Here is an 18192-nt window from a genome sequence, read left to right on the forward strand (position 1 = left end):
TCCAGGCCGCACGGGCTCACGGGCTCACGGGCGTAATGAGGGACGGCGACCGGGCCTCTTTCCCGCGTCTTCGCGGTCGTCACCGGCTCGGACAGGTGCTGTCCCGTCGTCACTCCATGAGTGCGCTGCCCCCTGCGTGGCGGCCCGCGCAGTGGGCAATCGGCTGTGGGTGGGCATCGCGTCGATCAAATCCCCGTGGCTTCTTTGCCGGCTGCCGGGCGCGACATCCGCTCCGTGGGCGTCCGGAGCAGCGTGATGGCCGTGACGACGAGGTTCTTGCGGCAACCCCAGCGCCCGGCCAGGCGGTGCAGACGCGCGCCCTCGACGTCCGGTACGGGGATGAGCAGGCGTGCCGTGAACGTGCCGGTCTCCGGCTCCAGTTCGATCAGGGCCTGGTCGAAACCCAACTGACGGCGGGTCAGCGGATGCCAGACCTTGAACACCGTTTCCTTGGCGCTGAACAGCATGCGGTCCCAGCGGACCTCGGGGACGCGAAGCAGGAGAGCCTCCACCTGCGCGCGTTCGGGCCCCAGGGCTATGGCGTTCAGGACTCCGGCCGGCAGCGGCAGGTTGGGCTCGGCGTCGATGCCGATACCCGCGACCTGGCCGCTCGGGGCCACAGCGGCGGCGCGGTAACCGTCGCAGTGAGTCATGGAGCCGACAAGGCCGTGCGGCCACTGCGGGGCGCGATGCCGGTCGGGCAGCAACGGCACCGGCCCTACGCCCAGGGTGCTCATCGCCCGCCGTGCGCAGAGCCGGACCGTGGCGAACTCGCGTTGCCGACGGGGGATCGCGCGGCTGATCACGTCGGCCTCGGGCGGGAGCAGGTGGTCGGACGGTGGTCCGGGAGGATCCTCGAAGGCCTCTTCGGCGGCCACGGCCGGGGGCAGCAACTCCTTGAGCACGCCTTTGCCGTACGTCATCGCTCCTCGCTCCCGGGCATGACGGCCGTCCGGCGTCCGCTCACCGCTCTCCCTCTGGCGTCGTCGTGGCGAGCCGGTGTCCGGGCCGCCGCCCCTGGCCCCGCTACAGGTCGAAGTGGCTGTTGGCCTCGAGTACGGCCAGCGAGGAGTCCAGCATGACCGGGAAGTCGTTGCGTGGGTCGTCGGTCACGGTGAGATACGTACATGTCACCAGACCCAGGACCGCACCCACCAGAGTGCGTACGGCGATGTCGTCCTTCTCGCGGCCGACGCGCTCGGCAAGGATCTCGGTGATCGCGCCGAACACCTCGGCGAAGTCGTCAAGTGTCCGTGCGCGCAGTTCGGGAACGGAGAGGATGAGTGCGTGCCGCTCGCGTTCCAGCGTCAGCGTGCCGGAGTAATCCTGCTGATGCTCCTCACTGTCCTGGCCGCCTTCGTACAAGGCGCGGATGGCGACGCGGAGAGCGCTTATCGCGTCCCGCTCCACCGGTTGGCTCTGCAGGGAGTGGATGAACAGCGGCGCCAGATCGTCATGAAGGACGACGTCTTCCTTGCTGGGGAAGTACCTGAAGAAGGTCGTATGCGAGATTTCTGCCGTCTCTGAAATCTGATCGACAGTGGTGGCGTGATACCCCTGTTCCAGGAACAGGCGAATGGCATGCTCTCTGATCTTGGCCCGGGTCTTCGCCTTCTTGCGTTCGCGCAGCCCTGGCTTTGGCCGTGAAGTCTCCTGTGACGCCATGACTGTGATCCTTCCTCTTCACCGCTTCGGGGCGACATCGGCGGAGTGGGGGATGCACTCACCACCCCCGGGCCGTCGCGGTGCACGGTCCGGCAGGCGTGTGTTGACGCGTAGTGCCCGGAGGGTTGTTCGACCGTGTAGTCGCGGACTGGCGAGCCTCGGCGGCAAACGTACCGCGCAGTTGACCGACTTTCAAACATTAGCGACAACTACCTTTCGTACGGCGGCAGTAGAGTGCGTGAAGCTACTTGGCCGTCGCCGGGTAAGCGCCCTCGGGAGTCGCGGAGCGCACCGTTTGTGCCGCTTGCGGCGTGTGGTGCTTGCGACTTGTGCTGCGCCCGGGGCGACAGAGTTGGCCTGCCTCCCTGCGAGTAGGGGGCAGGTCCACCGGCATCCTAGTTTTTCGGTAAGCCCCTATCTGTCCCCGATAGGGGTTGGACGTCGTGGTCCGGCCTCATACGGTGGGCGACCTGAACGTCGTGTCCTAACGCCCGGAATTCGAAGGGGCTTTTTCCGGATGAATACGGCGCAGGATGGCGACTGTCCACGGGAATCCGCTCACGAGAAGCTGACCGTTCGTGAGCGCGTCGACTTGTTGTTCGATGCGGGGACATTCTTCGAGGGCTCCTTGGGAGAGGCGCACGCCGCGAAGATTCACAAGATCATGGACCTGGCGGAATCAGCGGGCGCTCCCCTCGTGGGACTGTGTGACAGCGTCGGCGCAAGGATCCAGGAGGGTGTGACGGCGCTTCGGATACGGCGGGATATTCGAGCGCCACGTACGCAACTCCGGTGTCATCCCGCAGATCAGCGTGGTCCTGGGGCCCTGTGCGGGTGGCGCCGCGTATGCACCGGCCCTGACCGACTTCGTCTTCGCGGTCCGAGGTGTTTCGCAGCTGTACGCCAGCGGACCCGGCGTGGTGGAAGCGATGACCGGCGAGCAGGTGAGCCCTGAGGGATTGGGCGGGGCTGACGTCCATGCCAGTTCCTCCGGAGTCGTGCACTTCGTCCACGACGACGAGGAGAGCTGCCTGGAGGACGTGCGCTTTCTCCTTTCTCTTCTTCCCTCGAACAACGGTGAACTTCCCCCGCAGGAGATCTGTTCGGACCCCCGGGACCGGCGTTCGGATGCGCTCCTTGACATCGTGTCGGCCGATCCGAAGCGGCCGTACGACATGTATCGCGTCTTCGGGGAAATCGTCGACGACGGTGAGTACTTCGAGGTCCACGAGGGCTGGGCGAGAAACGTGGTGTGCGCTTTCTCGCGGCTCGGCGGACACGTTGTCGGTCTCGTCGCCAACCAGCCTGCCGTGCTGGCCGGCGCGCTGGACATGGCGGCCGCCGAGAAGGCGGCTCGTTTTGTGCAGGCTTGCGATGCCTTCAATGTTCCGCTGGTCACGCTCGTGGACGTACCCGGATTGGTGATTCTGCGGAAGGCGTTCGGCGCCGCCGAAATCGTGTTCCGACAGGAGATAGCTGATTCCGACGACCCCGCGCTGACGCGGAAGAGGAGGACCGCGGAATACCGCGCTGAGTTGCTGCACGCCTACTGCTCCGCGGAACGCGGGCTGGTGGACGATGTCATCGACCCGGCCGAGACGCGGGAGAGGCTGATCCGCGCGCTCGTCATGCTCCGGCCCAAGAGCGTGGCACTGCCGAGCCGGAAACATGGCAACCAGCCGCAATGACGGCCGGCTGCCAGGGCTCGCCACAGCGCGGTGTTAGGGGATGTTAGGGGTATGTGCCGCTGACTGCGCGTGCCAGGCTGGTGGAGCCGAGACCCGGGCCGACCGATCGGATGCGGTGCCCAAAAGGCCATCCGTTCTCCGTTCGGTGTTTCTCGCAGCCGCGCGGCTGTACACCGGACCCGCGAGGGGACCGTGAGTCGACGTCCGTCCGGGTCTCCCCCGTCCCAGACGGACGTCGGCTCTAGTCGGCGCAGGAACTGACCAGCTGCAGACGTGACCCGATGTCGGCACGCTGCTTGACCGACAGTTTCCGGTATATCCGTGTCAGGTGCTGCTCCACGGTGCTGACGGTGATGTGCAGGGCGTTGGAGATCTGGCGGTTGGTGTGACCTTGGGCCGCCAGAGCGGCGACCCTCTTCTCGGCTCGGCTCAGCGCCCCCAGTGAGTCCGAGGAGTGCAACGTGAACCGCGGGGTGCTTTCCTCGTCCCCGGTCATGGGGATGAGGATCGCCTTCAGCGGATCGGCGCCGCATTCGTCGGCCAGCTTGAGTGCCCTTCCGGCGACGGCCTCGGCGATGTCCTGCTGATCGAGCGAGTGATGTGCGTGGCTCAGGTCGACCAGTGTCTGCGCCAACTCCAGCCGGTCGCCGAGGCTGTCGAACAGGCCGGCTGCCCGCTCCAGCAGGGGCACGGCGCTCTGCTTCGGCTCGGTCGCGGCCTGGGCGCGCAGGGTGACCCCGGCGGCCCGGTGCTGCTCCGGCAGGACAAGGGCCGCCTGCGCACGGACGAGTGCTCTCGCCTGCTCCAGTTCACCGAGGCACAGGTGGGCGTGCGCGGCGCTGCTGCGCCAGGGCAGGATGGTGGGGTTGTCGAACTGCCACTCGGTGACCAGGTCGCCGGCGGCGTGGAAGTCACGGACCGCTGCCTCGAACTCGCCCGTGGCCACGTGGTAATGACCCCGCGCGTACAGGTACTGGGCACCGAAGAGGGTCTGGTCGATCGCTTCGGGGAGGGGTGTGGAGAGGTAGGTGGCGGCCTTCTCGTACTTCCCCATCGCGACCGCGGTGAGAAGGAGCACGGACACCGGCAGGCCGATGGCGACGCCCCACCCCTCCGAGGAGGCCAGGCTCAGCGAACTCTGGGCGAGACGTTCGGCCTCGGCCAGCTTGCCGCGGCGCAAGTGGATGTTGGCCTGGGTGATGGCGAACAGGGCGTGCCACATCGGCGTCTGGTCGGAGGGGGCGGCCTTGAAGAGGGACCCGCACCAGGACTCGGCCTTGTCGAGGTCGTCGCAGTACACCATGGTGTTGAGCGCGATGGTGAGCGGCAGCAGTGTCTTCTCGTCCAGCCGGGTGCCCAGCAGGATCTGTTCGGCCTTGTTGAGCAGCTCCTCCGAAGAGCCGTTGCGCAGCATGCCGTCGAGCACGGTGGCGGCCTGGTACTGAGGAGCCCACACCGACGCGCTCGGCCGGCCCGTCGAAGGCGGCGTGGTGCTGCCCAGGGCGGCCTGCGCGGACAGACCGGGGAAGAAGTAGGGCAGCCAGAGGCGGACTCCGTCGGCCGCGCGCATGTCCTCGGTCCGGCTGGACACGGTCTCGCCGCTCTGCTGGATGGACCGCAGGACGCCGACGGCGTCGATGACCTGGCCGTTCCAGAGCAGATACCGGGAGGTCTGGACGGCAGAGGTCTCGGACAGGAGACCCCCGCGCACGGCGGAGACGAGCTGGGGCAGGCGCTTGGCGGCTTCCGCCGGATCCGAGCGCCATTCGATGTTGATCAGGAGGGCGGTGAGTGTGGCACGTTGCTGCTCGTCGGTACACGCCTCGTGGGCGCGGCGTAAGTAACGGATGGCGGTCTTCGACTCGCCCTCGGCCAACGCCTCCTCGGCCGCCTTCCGGAGAGTGGCGATGCCCCAGGGCTGAGTCTCCTCGCAGGCGACGATGTGCGGGGCCACGACTGCCGCGGCCTCGCCGGAGTCGTTCAGCAGGTGGGCCGCCTGAGAGTGCAGTTTCCTGCTCTCCTCGGTGCTCATGCTGTCGAGCACGGCGGAGCGTGCCGCCCGGTGACGGAACTGGGCGTTCTCCAGGATGCCCGCGGAGGACAGCGCGGCGACAGCCTGGGACGTGGTCCCGCGATCCATGCCGATGAGCTGGCACAGCAACGGAAGGGAGGCGGAGCGGCCGAGTATCGCCGCCGCCTTCGCGACCTCCTCGAGAAGTGGATACGAACCGCGGTAGAGGAGATCGAGAACGGCACGCTGATAGGTGGCCCCGCTGCCGAGAGCACTTTCCTCGAGGAGCGGGTCTGTCCGGGCGTCGCCGATGAGTGCTTGCAGCAGCAGCGGATTTCCGCCGCTGATCTGGTGAAAGGTGCCCGAGAGCCGCTGTGCCGTCGCCGGGGAGAAGACGGCCGCGAGCGTGGCGAAGACGGTGTCCGGTGACAACAACTCGACGTTGATCCGCTGGCAGTTGGGATGCCGGAGGATCTCGGCACGGAACGTCCGGGGAAGCCGGGTGAGATGGTCGCCCTCGACCAGAATGAGCAGCACCCGGGCGGTTTTCAGCCGTCGCATGACGTGGAGCAGGCATTGCAGGGAAAGCGGATCCGAATCCTGCGCGTCGTCGATGACGATGACGATCGGCTGCTGATCGGCCAGGTCGTGCAGAGCCTCAATCATGGTCCGCCCCAACGTGACGGCCAGCCGTTGCGCGTGATCGAATTCAGCAAACTTTGTCGAGCCGGCGAACTGCCCGTCCACCCAGGACCTTATGGCGCTCTTGATGTGTGGCAAACACACGTCGCAGTTCTGAAAGACCTGTTCAAGGACTCCGAGGGGAAAGGCTTGCTCGGAGTGTGAGGCGTAGGCGCTCAGCAGTTTGGCGCCGGCCGCCGTGGCGTACTCGGAGAAGGAGTGCAAGAGACCGGATTTGCCGCTGGCCAAGGGCCCGCTGACCACGGCTACCGAGAACTGCCCTACGTTGCTTCTTCTTAGCGCTTGGTCGAGCTGCTTGAATGCGGCGGCGCGTTCAGTACGCCCTGGGGTGTGCCTGATCTGCTCCATAGATGTGCTCCATGGGTCCTGTTTGTCCACAAGCGGCCAGTGAGAACCTTTTGGTGCGCCTTGAGGCGAATGGTGCATGCTTCGTGGTGAGCCATGCGGAGCACTGGTCGTGGGCTTGCTGCAGATCATCGTGCTGCGTGAATTGCCCCATCATCAGCGACCATTCCCCCGATTTGCCCGACGCGATATGACCTGGCGTCGGTGTCTGGCTACAGCTGGTCAGCGGTGGCGGGAGTAGTCTCCGACGCCGCGCTGCTGTGCACTTAGTGGGAGACAGTAGCATTTGAGCCTCACTAATGGAACCCTGGCATCGATGTCACGGGGCGTCGACGGAGGCCTGTCCGGTAGCTATGCCGTAGGCGGAATTTCTGATTTCGCTTACGGTTTTCCCAGGTCGAATCCGCCCTCCTTCAGGTAATCACGCGGTATCCGGTGACCCCGTCCTCTACACCCCCTGCCGTCCCCCTATCGTCGCGTTCGGAGACTTTAGGGGGGATGCGCGGGCCTTAGGGGCTGACGCGATGAGATCTCCTCAATAGGCTATTGATCGTTCACGGGCTGCAGCGGCCCACTCGTGACGCGAAAGCCGACGGAGAGGGAGAACAGAGTGACCAGCCAGGAGGTCTCGGCCCGTATTACCGCTTTCATCCAGGAGAAATATTTGGGTCAGGACGGTGAAGACCTGACCGAGTTGACTCCGGTCATCGAGCTGGGCATTCTCGATTCCCTGAACACGATATTGCTGATCGGCTTCATACGCGATGAACTCGGTTTCGCGGTACCACCCCGGGAGATCAATGCGGAGAACTTCAAGGACATTCGCTCCATTACTGCACTGGTTTGCGGAGCCGCAGACGCCGGCGCCTCCTGACGAGGATTGGAAGCAGGGTTCATGAAAGTGGATTTCGATGTCCTGATCGTCGGCGGTGGACCCGCGGGTTCCACCGCCGCCGCCTACCTTGCCAAGGCAGGTCTCTCGGTAGCTGTCTTCGAGGGCGAGAACTTCCCCCGGCCGCACGTGGGGGAGTCGCTCGTCCCGGCCACCACGCCGGTGCTGCTCGACACGGGAGCCATGGCAGAGGTCGAACGAGCCGGCTTCCCGCGCAAGTACGGTGCGGCCTGGACGACCGCCGAGGAGCGGGAGGTCCCCCACAACGGGTTCGCCGGGATGTCGTACGACTGGACCGCCCAGGTCAAGTTCGGCGAGCGGGCACAGCCCGGCGTCGACCGTGAGTACACGTACCACGTCGACCGGGGGAAGTTCGATCTCATCCTGCTGAAGCATGCGGAGAGCCTCGGAGCCAAGGTGTTCCAGGGCATCCGGGTCACCAACGCGGACTTCGACCGGCCCGAGGGCGTGAGCCTGACCTGCCGGATGGGAGGCACGGAGACCCAGGTGACCGGGCGCATGCTGGTCGACGCGTCGGGCCGCCAGACCCTGCTCGGCCGGCAGCTCAAGTTCAAGGACCCGGACCCCGTCTTCGATCAGTACGCGGTGCACACCTGGTTCGAGGACCTGGACCGGAAGGCGCTGGCCGGCAACCCGGATGAGATCGACCACATCTTCGTCCACTTCCTGCCGGTCAATGACACCTGGGTCTGGCAGATACCCATCACGGACACGATCACCAGCATCGGTGTGGTGACGCAGAAGAGCCGGTTCCGCGAGGCGAACGTCGACCGCGAGAAGTTCTTCTGGCAGCTGGTCCAGACACGGCCCGACCTGTACAAGGAACTGCAGAAAAGCACACGCGTCCGCGAGTACAAGGCGGAGGGCGACTACAGCTACTCCATGCGGCAGATCTGCGGCGACCGCTTCGTGATGATCGGTGATGCCGCGAGGTTCGTGGACCCGATCTTCTCCAGCGGTGTGAGCATCGCGCTCAACACGGCACGCCTGGCGTCGTACGACATCATCGCCGCCTGTGAGGCCAACGACTTCTCGCACGAGCGGTTCCGCAACTACGAGCAGGCGCAGCGCCGCGGTGCCAGGAACTGGTACGACTTCATCTCCATCTACTACCGGCTCAACATCCTCTTCGCCGCGTTCGTGCAGGACCCCCGCTACCGGCTCGACGTCCTCAAGCTGCTGCAGGGCGACATGTGGGACGCGGACCCGCGGGTGCTGCAGGAGATGCGGGACTTCGTCGCCACCGTGGAGGACGACCCCAACCACCTCTGGCATCCCTATCTGGGAAGCCTCCACGCAGGCGCCCCCACCATCTGACCAGGGCCGGCCCTCGGACGAGGGCCGGCCCTCCGCGGCTGTGAGGGCCCTAGGAGAGATCCCATGACGTTGGCCGATCCTGGCCTTGTCGCGCCGTTGTCGTCCCACCCACTGCTGATATTCCTGCTGCAGGTCGGCCTGTTGCTCCTCCTCGCCGTGGCTCTCGGGCGCCTCGCCCGGCGGCTCGGCATGCCCGCGATCGTCGGTGAGCTGTGCTCCGGGCTGCTGGTCGGCCCCTCGGTGCTGCAACACCTGCTCCCCGGCTTCTCCGGCTGGCTCTTCCCGGCCGAAGCGGCCCAGGCCCATCTGCTGGACGCCGTCGGCCAGTTGGGCCTGCTGCTCCTGGTCGGGCTCACCGGTATGGAGCTGGACATCGCCAGGGTGCGGCGCAGCGGGCGGGCGGCCGTGCAGATCAGCGTGGCCGGGTTCCTGATACCTCTTGGCCTCGGCATCGGCGCCGGGTACGCGCTCTCGGGCGAGCTGAAACCCCACAGCGCCGACGCGACGGCGTTCGCACTCTTCATGGGTGTGGCGATGAGCGTCAGTGCCGTCCCGGTCATCGCCAAGACCCTGTTCGACATGGGACTGCTGCGCAGCAAGATCGGTCAGCTGGTCCTGACGGCGGGGGTCGTCGACGACCTCGCCGGCTGGATCATGCTGTCGGTCGTCTCCGCCATGGCGACCACCGGACTCCGGACGGGCGGCATGGCCCTGACGATCGGCTCGCTGGTCCTGGTCATCCTCTTCGCGGTCGTGCTCGGCCGGTCGGTGGTGGGCCGCGTGCTCAAGCTCGCGGGACGGACCGGGGAGCCCTCCGCGAGCCTCGCCGCGGTAGTGGCGATCCTGTTCTTCGGCTCTGCCGCGACCCACGCACTGGGCCTGGAGGCGGTCTTCGGGGCGTTCGTGTGCGGAATCCTCATCCGCTCGTGCGGCGTGCTGGACTCGGCGTCCCTGGCTCCACTGCGCACCGTGGTCCTGTCCGTCCTCGCCCCGGTCTTCTTCGCCACCGCCGGGCTGCGCATGGACCTGACCGCACTGGCCGAACCCCGACTGCTGCTGGCGGCGCTCGCGGTGCTGCTCATCGCCGTGGTGGGGAAATTCGCCGGCGCGTTCATCGGTGCCATCACCGGTGGGCTGAACCGCTGGGAGGCCGTCGGCATCGGCGCCGGGATGAACGCCCGGGGTGTCATCGAAGTGATCGTCGCGATGGTGGGCCTGCGCCTCGGAGTGCTGAGCGAGGACTCGTACACCATCATCGTTCTCGTCGCGATCGTGACCTCGGTGATGGCGCCCCCGCTGCTGCGTCTGGCCGTGGAGCGCGCCCCGTGCCCAGCCGACGAGGCGGCACCCCCGCCGGCCCCGGTCGACCGGAGCCGACGAGGTCAGCCGACAAGCAGCGGGAGCGACTAGGTCACCGCAGATGCCGGGCCACGGCAGCGGCCATGACGGCGTAACCGGCGCCGTTGGGATGTACACCGTCCCCGCTGTCGAAGCGCGGGTCCAGGCGGACGGGGTCGGTGGGGTCGCCGAGGAGGCGGTCGGAGTCGATCACCGCGGCGTAGCGGCTCTCCTGCCTCATCCACGCGTTGAGTCCCATGCGGATCTTGTCGTGGTGTTCCTTGTAGTTCGGGGCCGAGCCGTACGGCGGCTTCGTGATGCCGATGACGGGCAGGCCGAACTCCTCGGCCTGGCGCAGCAGTTCACGGTGCCCCGCTGCCAGCTCCTCGGGGGTGACCTCAGGGGTATCGCCGAAGCAGGGGTGGTTGCTGTGGACCGTGATGTCGTTGCCGCCCAGCTGGACGACGAGCTTGCGTACGCCGGGCTGGGTCAGCGCGTCGCGGCGGAAGCGCCTGGTGGCCTTGTCACCGAGGCAGAAGGTGTCGTTGAGGAGGCGGTTGCCGCTGATGCCGGTGTTGGCCACGGCATGCGGGGTGCCCTGTGCGGCCAGGAGTTCGGAGAGAGTGTCGGGGTAGCGCTCGTCGCGGTCCGGGGCGGAGCCGTATCCGTCGGTGAGTGAGTCACCGAAGCACATCACGGTGTACTGCCGTGCCGGGGCGGCGACGTCGATGGCCGCGAGGCAGTACGTGGACCCGGTGGTCTCGGTGAACGCGGCGCCGCCCGTGTCGTCGCGGTGGTCGCCCGACGCCCGGTGGGAGGTGCCCCCGGCCCACGGATGGAACGTGACGGGCCCGGTCGGATGCTCGAAGTACAGCGTCACGGCGACTCGTTCGTGCGCCGCGACCTTCAGGTGCACCGCGTCGCTCGCGAGGGTGCCACCGGGCGCCACCGTCACCGAGGAGGCGCCGTCGAAGGTCAGCCTGCGTACGGTTTCGGGGCGCAGCTCGGCGCCGCCCGCGCTGAGCGCCACGGTGGCCCCGGCCAGCCGCAGCGGTCGCGTGCCGAAGTGGTGGGACAGGCGCGCACGGAACGTCCGGCCGCCGAGGCTGACGCGGGCCAGCTGCCGGACACTGTGGCCGGCGAAGCCCTCCTGGGACCAGTTGGTACCCATGCCCAGGCTGGGCGGCGTCATCGCCGTCGACCACGTGGTCACCCACCGCCGGCCGCCCTGCGCGTCGGCGGCCCGCGCCGACGCGGCCGCGGTCAGGCCCGCGGCCGCCGTGGTGCCCATGAGCGCGAGCGCGTGGCGTCTGGTGTGCCCCGCCGCCGTCGCCCCGCCGCGGCGCCGCGTGCCTGCTTCCTCCGTCATGCCTGGCTCCTTCCGCGCGCCGTGGCACGCGCCATCCGGTGGGTAGGTCGCCGCGGGGGCAGGGTGTGCGGGCGTGGCGCCCCACGTTCCGGGGCGCCGCCCCGCGCTAGCCCAGTTCGCGGTCGATCAGGTCGAACATCTCGTCCGTGGTCGCCGACTCGAGGCGGGCCTCGAGCGGTGTCTCCTCCGCCACGGCATCCGCTCCGCTCAGGCGGGAGAAGAGGGCGTAGAGCCGGCCTCGTACGCCCGAGCGTGTGACGTCGTCCAGTTCGGCGGAGGTCAGCAGACCGTCCAGCCTGTCCAGCTCCGCCAGCAGCGTCGAGCCGTCCTCGGCTCCTTCGGTGTGGTCCGGGAAGAGCGAGCCGTGCAGATGCGCGGCCAGGTGATGAGGGCTGGGATGGTCGAAGGTGGCGGTCGGTGGGAGACGCAGACCGGTCGCGGCGGCCAGGCGGTTGCGCAGCTCGATGGCGGTGAGGGAGTCCAGACCGAGGTCCGTGAAACCGCGGTGCGGGTCGACGGCGTCGGGGGACGCGGACAGCACCGTGGCGGTGTGGCCGCGGACGAGTTCGAGCAGCGCCTGGCGTTGCTGTGCGGGGGACTGGGCGACGAGGCGGTGCCGGAAGTCGTCGGCGTGGGGGACGTCGGCGGCCGTGCGGCGCAGGGGTGCCGCGACGAGGTGGCTCCACACGGGACTGGCCGCGGTACCGGGAGGGCTGATCCGGGCGGCGTGATGCAGCGGGTGGGGGAGGCGCGTCGCGTCGCGCAGCAGCCGGAGGGCCTCCGGTGTGGCGAGTGCGGTGACGCCCTGGCGGTTCACCCGGGCGAGCTGCGCCTGCGAGAGATGCGCCGTCATGCCGCTGGCCTCGGCCCACATGCCCCAGGCGATGCCCGTGGAGGGCAGATGCCGGCCGCTTCGGTGAGCGGCCAGAGCATCGAGGAAGCTGTTGGCCGCGGCGTAGTTGGCCTGCCCGGGGCCGCCGAAGAGGCCACTGCCCGCGGAGAAGAGGACGAAGGCCCCGAGCTGATGGCCCGCGGTGAGGTCCTGGAGATGGAGCGCGGCGTCGATCTTCGTGGCGAGCACCGGATGCAGGTCCTCGGACGTCTGGGCGGCCAGGGTCGCGTCACGGACGATGCCCGCCGCGTGCACGACGGCGGTGAGGGGGTGAGCGGCCGGAATGCCGTCGATCGCGGCGGCCAGGGCGGCGCGCTCACTGACGTCGCACGCGGTGATGGTGCAGGTGGCGCCGTGACGTTCGATGTCGGCACGCAACTGCTCCGCCTCCGGGGCGTCCGCGCCCGACCGGGAGAGCAGGAGGAAGTGCTTGGCATGGCCGTCGGCTGCCAGGTCACGGGCGACGAGCCCGCCCAGGGTCCCGGTCCCGCCCGTGATGAGGACCGTGCCCTCGGGGTCGACGGGGGCGGGAACGCGGAGCACGTTCTTCCCCAGGTGACGGGCCTGGCTCATGTGCCGCAACGCCTGCCGTGCGTCGGCCAGATCCCACACCGTCAGCGGGAGCGGGTGCAGATGGCCCTGCCGGAAGAGATCCAGGATGTCGGTGAGGATCTCTCCGATGCGCTCCGGACCGGCGTCCGAGGGGAGGACGGTCCGATAGGTCACCCCGGGGTGGTCCGCGCCGACCCGCTCGGGGTCGCGGATGTCGGTCCTGCCCATCTCCAGGTAGTGGCCGCCGCGGGGCAGCACGCGCAGGGTGGCGTCGACCATCTCCCCGGCCAGAGAGCCCAGCGTGATGTCCATGCCCGCGCCATCGGTGTGGGAGAGGAACTGGTCGACGAAGCCCGTGGTACGGGATCCGGCGATGTGGTCGGCGGGGACGCCGAGTTGACGCAGGGTCTGCTGCTTGGCCGGGGAGGCGGTGGTGAAGACCTCGGCCCCCCAGTGACGCGCCAGTTGCAGTGCGGCTTGCCCCACGCCGCCGGTGGCGGCATGGATCAGCACGCGCTGTCCTGGCCGTACGGCGGCGATGTCGGACAGCGCGTAGTACGCGGTCAGGAACACCGTGGGTGCCGACGCGGCCTGTTCGAAGGACCACTCGTCGGGCATCCGGACCAGGGTCCTGTGATCGGCGACCGCGGTGGGGCCGAACGACCCCTCGAACATGCCCATCACGCGGTCACCCGCGCGCAACTGGTCCACCGCCTCCCCGACTTCCAGCACCTCGCCGGCGCCCTCCGTGCCGAAGCCGTCATCGGCAGGGAGCATGCCGAGGCCCACCACCACGTCGTGGAAGTTGACACCGGCCGCCCGCACCCGCACCCGCACCTGCCACGGCTCCAGCGGCTCGAGCACCTCCGGGCAGGGCACCACGCCCACCGCGTCGAGCTCGCCGGAGCCGAGCGGAGCCAGCCGCCACGTACTGCCCGTCGCCAGTCCCCGCACCCGCAACGGCTGATCGTCCGCGCGGTGCAGCCTGGCCACCAGCAACTGGCCGCCGCGTACCACCCACTGCGGGTCGACGCCCCGGGTCACGGCCGTCAGCGTCTCCGGCAGGTCCATGGTGGCTTCGCCGGATCCGGAGGGTTCCGGCGCGGGGTCGAGGTCGAGGAGGGTGAACTGTCCGGGATGCTCGGCCTGGGCCGAGCGGACCATGCCCCAGGCCGTCGATGCGGCCAGATCGGTCACATCATGGGCCGGGCCGGCCGCGTGGGCGGCGACCGCTCCTCGGGTGACCACCACCAGGTGCGCGGCGGTCAGACGTTCGTCGGCCGCCCACGCCTGGAGGACCCGCAGCAGTTCCTCGGCCACCGTGTGCGCGGCGCCGGCGACCTCCGGGCCGTCCGATCCGGACGCTCCCCTGAGCGGCAGCAGCACCACCGGGGCCCGCTCCGGACCACCGTGCCGGCCGGCTGTCTCGTCGGCGACAAGGGCGGCAAGACGATCGATGTCGGCGCACGGGCGCACCGTGACGCCGGACTCCGCCAGTTGGGCCTCCAGGCCCAACGCGTCCTCGCCCGCGAGCAGGAGCTGCGGCAGGGGAGCCGCGTCGTGGCCGGTGGCGGGCGGTTCGGCGGGCACCCAGTCCAGGCGGTACAGCCCCGCTTCCTCGCCCGTGGCCGGTTTGCTTCCCACGGAGGCGATCTGCGCGGGGTCCACCGGGCGGACGGTCAGCGAGTCGACCAACGCGATGGGCTGCCCGGCCGCGTCGGCGATGGCAAGGCGTACCGCGTTCTCACCCGCCGATGTGATGCGTACCCTCGCGCGCATGGCGCCGGTGGCCAGGAGCGAGACACCGCGCCAGGCGAACGGCAGGAAGATTCCCTCGCCGGTGAAGAAGCCGCCGAGGGACATCGCGTGATGCGGCATGTCGAGCAGACCGGGGTGGATGCCGAACCGCGCCACGTCGTCCCGAGACGTCGGCGGCAACTCGACCTCGACGAAGAGTTCTCCCTCCCGGCGCCAGACCGCGCCAAGACCGCGGAAGGAGGGCCCGAACACGTAACCCTTCCCCGCCAGATCCTCGTACCACCCCTCCATCGGCAGCGCCACCGCGCCCTCGGGCGGCCACACCGCGAAGCCGTCGAAAGCGTCGCCGTGTGCCGAGGAGACGGGAGCGTCGTCGGCGTTCACCACGGCGTGGGCGTGCCGCGTCCACACCCCCGCACCGCCCGCCGCGCGGGAGAAGACACCGACCTGGCGGCGGCCGTCCTCGTCCGGGGTCTCGATCACGACCTGGACCTGCACCGTCTCGTTCTCCGGCACGACCAGGGGCGCCTGTACCACCAGCTCCTCGACCCGGCTGCACCCCACCTCGTCGCCGGCCCGCAGCACCATCTCCAGGAACGCCGTCCCCGCGAGCAGCACCTGGCCCGCGATCCGGTGATCGGCGAGCCACTCCTGCGCGGCCAGCGACAGCCGTCCCGACAGCACCACGGGCCCGTCTCCCGCCACCTCCACGGACGCTGCCAGAACCGCGTGTGCCACCGACTTCATGCCCGTGCGCGAGGCGTCCCCGCCACGCGTACGCTCCTTCAGCCAGAACCGCTGGTGGTCGAAGGCGTACGTCGGCAGCTCCGCCCCCGGGCCCTCACCGGTGATCCGGCACCAGTCCACCGGGACACCGCGCGCCCAGATCTGCCCCGCGGCGGCGATGACGGACTGTGCCTCGGGCCGCTCGGGGTGCAGTGCGCACACCTGGACCACACCGTCCTCGCCGGTCCGGTGCGCTGCCGTGTCCCCGGCGGGGGCCAGGCACTCCGCCGCCGTCGCGGTGAGGCTGCCGGTGGGACCGAGCTCCACGAAGGTGTTCACGCCCGCCCGGGCCAAATGCTCCATGCCCGCCAGGAATTCGACCGGCTGCCGGATGTGCTTGGCCCAGTACGCCGGTGAGACCGCCTGCTCGGCGGTGAGGAGTTCCCCGGTCACGTTGGAGACGATCGGAATGCGCGGGGCATGGAACGTGATGCCCTCCGCCACCCCGCGGAACTCCTCCAGCACGGCGTCCATGTGTGCCGAGTGGAAGGCGTGCGACACCCGCAGCCGCTTCACCGAGCGGCCCTGGGCCGCCCAGTGTTCGGCGAGCTCGCCCACGACCTTCTCGTCGCCGGAGATCACCGTGGCGGCGGGGCCGTTCACCGCGGCGATGTCGGCAAGCCCTCCGTACGGCCGCAGCGTCGGCAGCACCTCGTCCCGCGATGCCCGCACGGACACCATGGCACCGCCCGACGGGACCGCCTGCATGAGCCGGCCGCGCGCGGTCACCAGCGCACAGGCGTCGGGCAGGCTCAGTACGCCGGACATGTGCGCGGCGGCCAGCTCACCGACCGAGTGGCCGATGAGGAAGTCCGGTGTCACGCCCCAGGAACCGAGCAGTTCGTACAGGGCGACTTCGAGTGCGAACAGCGAAGGCTGGGCGTACAGCGTCTGGTCGAGCAGTGCGGAGCCCGCGCCCCCGGCCCCACCGTCCGTTGCGGCGTCCGCGAACATCACGTCCCGCAAGGGCCGTTCCAGATGCCCGTCCATGTGCTCGTACACGGCGTCGAGCGCCCGCGCGAAGACCGGGAAGGCGTCGGCTAACTCCCGCCCCATACCGAGGCGTTGAGCCCCCTGGCCCGGTAGCAGGTAGGCCACCTTGGAGCGGGAGCGCACGCTGCCGCGCGCCACGTGCCAGCCGGGAGACCCCGCGTCGGGGCGCTCATCCGCGAGGAACTTCTCCAGCCCGGCCGACAACTCCTCTCGGCCGGACCCGGTGAGCACGAGGCGGTGGGGGAGCAGGGCCTGGCGGGCCAGCCCGCGGGCCACCCGGGGCGCGTCGGCCCCGGGCGTCTGCGCCAGGAACGCGCGCAGGCGCTCCGCCTGGCCCCGCATGCCCTGTGCGCTTCCCCCCGACACCACCCACGGCAGCACGTCGGGGGCAGCCGTCACGGAGTCCTCGGTGAGGGCTCGGTCCGGCGGCTCCTTCTCCGGTGCGGCGGCTTCCGCAGGGGCCTCCTCCAGGATGATGTGCGCGTTGGTCCCGCTGATCCCGAAGGAGGACACACCGGCCCGCCGCGTCCGTTCCACGTCCGGCCGCCACGGTGCCGGCTCGGCCAGCAGCGCCATGTTCCCCGTCGACCAGTCCACCAGGGGCGACGGCTTGTGGACATGCAACGTCCGCGGCAGCGAGTCGTGTCGCATCGCCATGACCGTCTTGATGATGCCCGCGGCACCCGCGGCCGCCTGGGTGTGACCGATGTTCGACTTGACCGTCCCCAGCCACAGCGGCCGGGGGCGGCCTTGGCCGTAGACCTCCTGCAGCGCCTGCACCTCGATCGGGTCCCCGAGCCGGGTCCCCGTCCCGTGCGCCTCCACCACGTCCACGTCGTCCGGGCGCAGCCCCGCGTCGGCCAGCGCCTGCCGGATCACCCGCTGCTGCGAGGGACCGTTCGGTGCCGTCAGGCCGTTGCTCGCACCGTCCTGGTTGACGGCCGAACCCCGGATCACGGCCAGGACGGGGTGGCCGTTGCGCCGGGCGTCCGACAGGCGTTCCAGGAGCAGCAGCCCCACACCCTCGGCGGCACCGAAGCCGTCGGCGTCGGCCGAGAACGCCTTGCACCGGCCGTCCGGTGACAGCGCGCGCTGCTTGGAGAACTCGACGAACAGGGCCGGATTCGACATCAGCATGACGCCGCCGGCCACGGCAAGTGAGCACTCCCGCTGTCGCAGGGCCCGCACCGCCAGATGGACGGCCACCAGCGACGACGAGCAGGCCGTGTCGACGCTCACCGCCGGCCCCTCCCAGCCGAAGGAGTACGCCGCGCGGCCCGACACCACGCTGGTCAGGTTGCCCACCACCGCGTGACCGTCGATCTGCTCCGGGGGCTTCGAAAGGTCCGACACATAACCGGAGTTGGTCGCGCCGATGTACGCCCCGGTGGCGCTGCCGCGCAGGGAGTGCGGATTGAACCCCGCCCTCTCCAGGACCTCCCAGCAGACCTCGAGCACCAGCCTCTGCTGAGGGTCCATGCCCAGCGCCTCGCGAGGGGAGATGCCGAACAGCTCGGCGTCGAACCCGGCGATGTCATCGAGGAAGCCGCCGCCCCGCACATGGGTCTTGCCCGGACGCTCCGGATCCGGGTCGTACAGGTCCTCGTCCCAGCCGCGGTCCCCGGGGAACGCACTGATCGCGTCGCCTCCGGACGCCACCAGATCCCACAGATCCTGGGGGGAACCCACCCCGCCCGGGTAACGGCACGCCATGGAGACGATCGCCACCGGCTCGCGGGCCGAGGCCGTCAGCTCCTTGTTGGTCCGCTGCAGTCGTTCGTTCTCCTTCAAGGACGCCCGCAGGGCCTCGACGATCTCCTCGTTCGATGCAGCACTCACCGTATTCTTCCCACTTCCGATAAG

Annotated in this window: 8 protein-coding genes and 2 pseudogenes; 4 read left to right on the top strand and 6 right to left on the bottom strand. The window is 69.3% G+C overall.

Translation table 11 applies throughout. From position 1 onward, the window contains the following. Positions 1-185: 185 nt before the first annotated feature. Both AB0I94_RS09815 and AB0I94_RS09820 read right to left on the bottom strand, forming a co-directional pair. Positions 186-923, bottom strand: coding sequence for a 4'-phosphopantetheinyl transferase superfamily protein (locus AB0I94_RS09815; protein ID WP_363308943.1), 738 nt, complete (start codon positions 921-923; stop codon positions 186-188). A 103-nt stretch (positions 924-1026) separates the two neighbouring features. Next, on the bottom strand, positions 1027-1665 hold the full coding sequence (locus AB0I94_RS09820) for a TetR family transcriptional regulator (RefSeq protein ID WP_363308944.1): 639 nt from the start codon (positions 1663-1665) through the stop codon (positions 1027-1029). Between the two features lie 517 nt (positions 1666-2182). On the opposite strand from AB0I94_RS09820, the pseudogene AB0I94_RS09825 reads away from it, so the two are divergent. Then, positions 2183-3353, top strand: a pseudogene (locus AB0I94_RS09825) (carboxyl transferase domain-containing protein). 241 nt (positions 3354-3594) lie between these two features. Here AB0I94_RS09825 and AB0I94_RS09830 read toward each other — a convergent pair. Both AB0I94_RS09830 and AB0I94_RS09835 read right to left on the bottom strand, forming a co-directional pair. Beyond that, positions 3595-5901, bottom strand: coding sequence for a LuxR C-terminal-related transcriptional regulator (locus AB0I94_RS09830; RefSeq protein ID WP_363309034.1), 2307 nt, complete (start codon positions 5899-5901; stop codon positions 3595-3597). Between the two features lie 48 nt (positions 5902-5949). After that, positions 5950-6543: pseudogene (locus AB0I94_RS09835) on the bottom strand (ATP-binding protein); the annotation flags it as partial. A gap of 478 nt (positions 6544-7021) precedes the next feature. Between AB0I94_RS09835 and AB0I94_RS09840 the strand changes: the two are divergent. The 3 genes from AB0I94_RS09840 to AB0I94_RS09850 all read left to right on the top strand — a co-directional run bounded on the left by AB0I94_RS09840 (position 7022) and on the right by AB0I94_RS09850 (position 10051). Continuing rightward, positions 7022-7285: an acyl carrier protein gene (locus AB0I94_RS09840; protein WP_363308945.1), complete on the top strand. Its 264-nt coding sequence runs from the start codon at positions 7022-7024 to the stop codon at positions 7283-7285. Between the two features lie 21 nt (positions 7286-7306). Next, entirely contained in the window at positions 7307-8641 is a 1335-nt protein-coding gene (locus tag AB0I94_RS09845) for an NAD(P)/FAD-dependent oxidoreductase (protein ID WP_363308946.1), read from the top strand. 63 nt (positions 8642-8704) lie between these two features. Continuing rightward, complete coding sequence (locus AB0I94_RS09850) at positions 8705-10051, top strand: cation:proton antiporter (RefSeq protein WP_363308947.1); 1347 nt, start codon at positions 8705-8707, stop codon at positions 10049-10051. Position 10052: 1 nt separating this feature from the next. Here AB0I94_RS09850 and AB0I94_RS09855 read toward each other — a convergent pair whose 3' ends face one another. Then, positions 10053-11348 (bottom strand): GDSL-type esterase/lipase family protein, encoded by a 1296-nt coding sequence (locus AB0I94_RS09855; RefSeq protein ID WP_363308948.1) that lies wholly within the window; start codon positions 11346-11348, stop codon positions 10053-10055. Between the two features lie 106 nt (positions 11349-11454). Further along, positions 11455-18168: a type I polyketide synthase gene (locus tag AB0I94_RS09860; protein WP_363308949.1), complete on the bottom strand. Its 6714-nt coding sequence runs from the start codon at positions 18166-18168 to the stop codon at positions 11455-11457. Positions 18169-18192 lie beyond the last annotated feature (24 nt).

It is taken from the genome of Streptomyces sp. NPDC050147 (assembly GCF_040660195.1).
Taxonomy (GTDB): Bacteria; Actinomycetota; Actinomycetes; order Streptomycetales; family Streptomycetaceae; genus Streptomyces.

What these genes read in the sequence shown, in the direction of transcription:
- AB0I94_RS09820 (WP_363308944.1), bottom strand. Translation starts at nt 1,665, where the DNA reads ATGGCGTCACAGGAGACTTCACGGCCAAAGCCAGGGCTGCGCGAACGC.
- AB0I94_RS09815 (WP_363308943.1), bottom strand. Translation starts at nt 923, where the DNA reads ATGACGTACGGCAAAGGCGTGCTCAAGGAGTTGCTGCCCCCGGCCGTG.
- AB0I94_RS09855 (WP_363308948.1), bottom strand. Translation starts at nt 11,348, where the DNA reads ATGACGGAGGAAGCAGGCACGCGGCGCCGCGGCGGGGCGACGGCGGCG.
- AB0I94_RS09845 (WP_363308946.1), top strand. Translation starts at nt 7,307, where the DNA reads ATGAAAGTGGATTTCGATGTCCTGATCGTCGGCGGTGGACCCGCGGGT.
- AB0I94_RS09850 (WP_363308947.1), top strand. Translation starts at nt 8,705, where the DNA reads ATGACGTTGGCCGATCCTGGCCTTGTCGCGCCGTTGTCGTCCCACCCA.